This is a genomic window from Desulfosporosinus metallidurans (genome assembly GCF_001936615.1).
In the GTDB taxonomy this organism is placed as follows: domain Bacteria; phylum Bacillota; class Desulfitobacteriia; order Desulfitobacteriales; family Desulfitobacteriaceae; genus Desulfosporosinus; species Desulfosporosinus metallidurans.
In genome coordinates, this window is record NZ_MLBF01000109.1 from 1 (window position 1) to 4,948 (window position 4,948).

Consider the following 4,948-nt stretch of genomic DNA (forward strand, 5'->3'; position numbering starts at 1 on the left):
GCCCACTACGTTGATAGACTGGGACTTGTCATTGTTTAATTTTGTTTCGCCCGTGCCGTCCGTACGGATTTTATAGAGATAATCCTTGTCGCTAAAATTTGCATAATAAATCCAGTCGCCCACTACGTTGATATGTTCATAGGACTGATCACCGTTTAATTTTGTTTTACCGGTACCGTCCGTGCGGATTTTATAGAGATAACCATTGTCGCTATTATTTATATAATAAATCCAGTCGCCCACTACGTTGACATACCAGGACTTATCACTGTTTAATTTTGTTCTGCCTGTGCCGTCCGTGCGGTTTTTATAGAGATAAAGATTGTCGCTATAATTTATATAATAAAACCAGTCGCCCTGCTGCGCGACACTGCCACCGTTTACAAGATTACCTGGTGTATTGCCGATCGTATTTACTGCAGCAGTAGATGCCGAAGATGACTGAGAACTTGACGGAGTGGTTGCCGAACTACAACCAGCCAATATAAGAATTGTAATTATGAGTAGTGTGCTTACCAGTATTATTTTCTTTGACAGTTTTCTCATAGAAGATTCCCCCTTTTAGATAATTTTAAAATTCATACATAATAGGTCGGCAACTTTGTGTAAAAGATAAATTTTTGAAGCCTAGGATGCTGTTTGCGCCATGGAGGCAACAACAATATGCATTCCTGCGTTGACAGTTGAGAGTATTTTCGCCGCAGTTGCCGGTCCAAGAGCATTCTCATGGTTGCGCACCATTTTCAACGCAAGAAAATAGACCTTGTTGTGCGTAAGCTCATAAAGCTCCTCAAATGCCTGCTTATCTCCGCTTTTAAGTCTTGTGACAATTTTAATTATCTTACCTTTGGTGCTTCCATCATCCATCTTTTGACACCTCGATATAATCCATTTCAGTATAGTATGACATAAACGTTTTTTCAATAATTTTTATTATTCGACATATTTTTCCGTTTAAGATTTATTTTTTGAAAAGAATAATCCGCAGAATCCGCTTTGCTTCTTCCACAGGCATTGGTTATCTTTCGCAAACCAATCCAATAAAAGAGTGAGAGTTATTATTGTCGGGATAGAAAGCAGGCGCGCGCACTTCTTTGAATAAGTCACGTTTCCTGCAGCCTCCCTGCGATCCCGGACGGTCGGATTTCCCGAGTCCGGTTCTCACCCCAGGTTTATCCCAAGAGCCTTCCCCTATAACCCTAGGTTTAAATGTTGGCAACATATACACCCATTGGTTATATGGTTTACTCAAGGGTTAGCCTTCATTAAAGAGATGCGTTATCAGTCTCGGAGTACTGCGCTTCTCTGAGGCCCCCAAGTGTCCAGAGGTCCTTTGCTTCTACAAGGTGTTACCTTATTGAAAGTACAATTCCCTTGTACTTAAGAAGGCATTACCCCTCTCTCTTCGCTACTACTACCTCATGCGCCAATCCTAAATCCTCCCATCCTTTTTCGGTTGTACCCTATAAGGCGGGTCTTCGATGGTTGTTGCCATCCCATCTGGAAGTAGGATCTTCCCGTTGTTATCTCTGAAAATCTTTCCTTAGATGTCAGAACCCATATCCCGGCTGCTTCTGTGGTGTATTTAGCCGTTTCTTCCCACAGAACTTCGGTCTTCCCCAAAAACCCAATGGGTCGACGCTTAGCATAATTCCTTCAACAGTTTCTGAAGGGGGGTCATTTCGGGACTGCAGTATTCGTTAAATCCTTCTGACCTCTAAGTTTGCTCGCCACCCTGACTGTACCGACCGTATATTCTCTATGTAATATAGGCCGCTGTGACTTTTACTTCCGAACACACCGTAGTTTGTTACCTCCCTACGTTCCGGATATGCTAATCACCTGAATCGGCTAATTGGTGATAGGAGACTTTCACTCCATAAGATTTTCAGCCTTAACGGCTGTTCCAGATTTTTTGAACCCTCTTCTTTTTTACACTATATAGAATAGACGTCTTCAAATTGATTTTGGATTTATAATAAGTGAAATAATTTTATTAATTGTGAGTGCTTGCAATGTTCCGAGTCTGTTCAGCATCTTTAAACCAACCGATAAACTGAAAGCTGGTTCTCCTTAAAGAGCAAGGAAAACCAGCTTTTTGCCTCCAGAATATATCTCAGCCTTTACTTTTGTTAAAATACTGTTGGTACCCTATTATACTTTTACTGTCCAATCAGTTGTCCGAGTTGCTGCTCAATACCTTTACCGATGACTGCTTCTCCGCCGAATAGGGTTGCTCCTGTCAGTTTTTTTGTCCTAAGATAATTTATGACCTGATCAGACAAGCTGCCGTCGGCTAGAATAATTGAAGCATTGTGATTAGCCGCATAGACACTTCCGGCCAGGGCATCCGGGAAGTTGTTGCCGGTGGCTACACAGACATTTCCGGTTAATTTGAAGTATTGGGCTACCGCCAAGGACGTTGCATACCGATCGATCCCTCCGATTCTCACAATATTTGTTTGATCTACACCTGCGAGTTGAGTGACTTGGTTTTCGACGGTTGCGCTGATGACCCCTTCTCCTCCAATTATATAGACTTTTGTGGGCTTGATTGCGGCAATTTCTTGTTTGACAGCGTCACTGAGGCCATCCTTTTGAACTAAGAGGATAGGATTCTGCATTTCCGCTGCGATGCTGCTAATGGATAGAGCGTCAGGATAGTTTTCTCCACTGACCAGTACTACCGACGTTCCAGTCTTGACCCCTAATTGATCCGCTATTTTGACGGACGTTTCATATCTGCCTGTTCCACCTAATCGGGTGATCTTTGTGAAGCCACTTGCGGTTACTTTACCTTCCATGGCACTGCTGACGACGGCGGTGCCTCCTAGGATATAGACGGTTCCTTCCGGGTCTAAGTTGGAGTTCATGTAGTTCAGGACCTTTTCTTGATCAGCATCTGAACTTCCAACCAGTAAGATGGGTGCATTCAGCTTGTAGGCCAGCACACTTCCGGCTAGTGCATCGGGATAATTATCGGCGGTCGCCAGTATAACATTAGCAACCTTATCCGGATAAGTAGCTTTGCAAATAGCCAGAGCCGTATCTATTCGGTCTTGTCCAAATAATCTCCGTACACTGTTTACCGGATTCGTGTTCGCGTCTATAACTTCAAATATCCGGTTATATTTTGTAGCGTAATCTTTTGCGGTAGATGGGTCATATCCTATAATCTTTGTTGCGTCTGGAATTGTATTTGCATCATCATATATTGTTGTTGTTGCAGAGTTAAAACTAATAGCAATTAAGCCTGTGCAATTGGAAAAGGCTCCGTTGCCGATACTTATTACCCCTTGTGGAATGCTAATGCTAGTTAAGCCTTTGCAACCCCAAAAAGCTGTATTGCCGATACTTGTAACTCCTTGAGGAATACTAATACTGGTTATGCTTGTGCCTGACCAATCTACGAAAGCATCATCGCCGATACTAGTCACCGGAAATCCAGACAATGTACTTGGTATTGTAACGATTCCACCAGAACCTGAGTACTTCGTAATTTGAACTTCTCCGTCTGTCACAGTGTAAGTATAATCACCGTCTGTTGCTGCTTGTGTTTGACTGCTCCAACACAAAAATATTGATATCATCATTAAACCGACAAGAAATAAATTAAATATGTTATTTTTAAATATTCTAATAATATCCCCTTCTTTCATTTTGATTCAGCACGTAAGTAAAAGCATCTTTGAATTTATAGTCGAAAGCCACCACCTGGTTAGTCCTCAATTATCACGGATCGAATCAGAAACGATAGTTGACGTAAAATTGTTGCTATTTATTTTATCTATATATATAGGTGATGTTTTATAATAATTAGCGATTGTATCAAAAGCATTATCCGGCTCTAATCCAATGTCAAGAACAGCATTACCTGAAGTCCACATATTAAAATACTGACTATCGACGGACATTACTTTGCATGCATTTTGAAAGCAGTTGTTTGTCGCCAAATCATAAACATTTGCAATTCCAGCTAAATCAATTGCTTTTCCCATCATCTTCATGTAAAGGTCTCGGCTACTGATTTTAAAAGCTATGAATCTATCATACCCTTTGTTTTTTAAATAACTTGCATAGTCAGTTGACGAATTCCCCCTAAATATTTTTGTATCAGCAAGTATCGTTTTCGTTATAAGACCTTCCAGTATCCCATTGGGCTGATAAGAACCATATGAAAAATAATAATTTAGACCTGAATTAGTTCGATCCGTTGTGTAAAAAAACAGACCGACGTGTCCCACAGCTTCTCCCAGTTTAGTTCCCGCAACATTTAGATCCATATCATTCATAAAAAGTACGTAATAGTCACCACCAGAACTTTTTGGAACTGATTGTGTTGCTGTTGTTACTGAAAAATAAGCGACATTGCTTCCCGGACCTCCTCCTGCGGAGTTGTATGGTTTCATTGCTACACAGTAATTGCCAGCCGGCAATGCTCCTACATCCTTAGAAATTCCGGTGACGTAATGATCCCAAACAGCGTATTGATCAGTAGTATAGGGAGCTTTCCAAACTGTAAGACCATATTTGGTTGCATTTGTTGATGCTGCCCAATTAATTACAATGTCTTCTCCAGTTTTATATGTTGCATTAACTGAAAGTGTCATAGCACCAGGCAGGGCGGTCGGAGATACAGTGACAACAGGTTGAACTGTAGCTGCTGGTGCTGTTACTGAAAAACTAGCTATATTGGTATTTGGGCCCCCTCCTGCAGAGTTGTAGGGTTTCATTTGAACTAGATAACTTCCAGCCGGCAATGTTCCTATATCCTTAGAAGTTCCTGTGACATAATTATCCCAAACTGCGTATTGATCAGTCGTATAGGGAGCTTTCCAAACAGTAAGACCATATTTGGTTGCATTTGCTGATGCAGTCCAATTTATTACAATATTTTCTCCCGTATTATATGTTGAGTTAACTGATAATGTCATGGCACCCGGGAGGA

At 41.3% G+C, this 4,948-nt stretch carries 3 protein-coding genes and 2 pseudogenes; all 5 read right to left on the reverse strand.

What is annotated here, in order from left to right; genetic code table 11:
• A partial coding sequence (locus DSOL_RS25480) for a DUF5050 domain-containing protein (protein WP_139314625.1) occupies positions 1-546 on the reverse strand: 546 nt, incomplete at its 3' end.
• A gap of 81 nt (positions 547-627) precedes the next feature.
• Positions 628-867 (reverse strand): RNA polymerase sigma factor, encoded by a 240-nt coding sequence (locus tag DSOL_RS25485; RefSeq protein ID WP_075367507.1) that lies wholly within the window; start codon positions 865-867, stop codon positions 628-630.
• Positions 868-2,162: 1,295 nt separating this feature from the next.
• Positions 2,163-3,083: pseudogene (locus DSOL_RS29335) on the reverse strand (cell wall-binding repeat-containing protein); the annotation flags it as partial.
• Positions 3,084-3,215: 132 nt separating this feature from the next.
• Positions 3,216-3,659, reverse strand: a pseudogene (locus DSOL_RS29340) (leucine-rich repeat domain-containing protein); the annotation flags it as partial.
• Between the two features lie 66 nt (positions 3,660-3,725).
• Positions 3,726-4,948: hypothetical protein (locus tag DSOL_RS28290; RefSeq protein WP_207649681.1), on the reverse strand; the 1,223-nt coding region annotated here is incomplete at its 5' end.

Bases quoted from the DNA above. Each gene is read 5' to 3' on its own strand.
- DSOL_RS25485 (WP_075367507.1), bottom strand. From the start codon at position 867: ATGGATGATGGAAGCACCAAAGGTAAGATAATTAAAATTGTCACAAGA.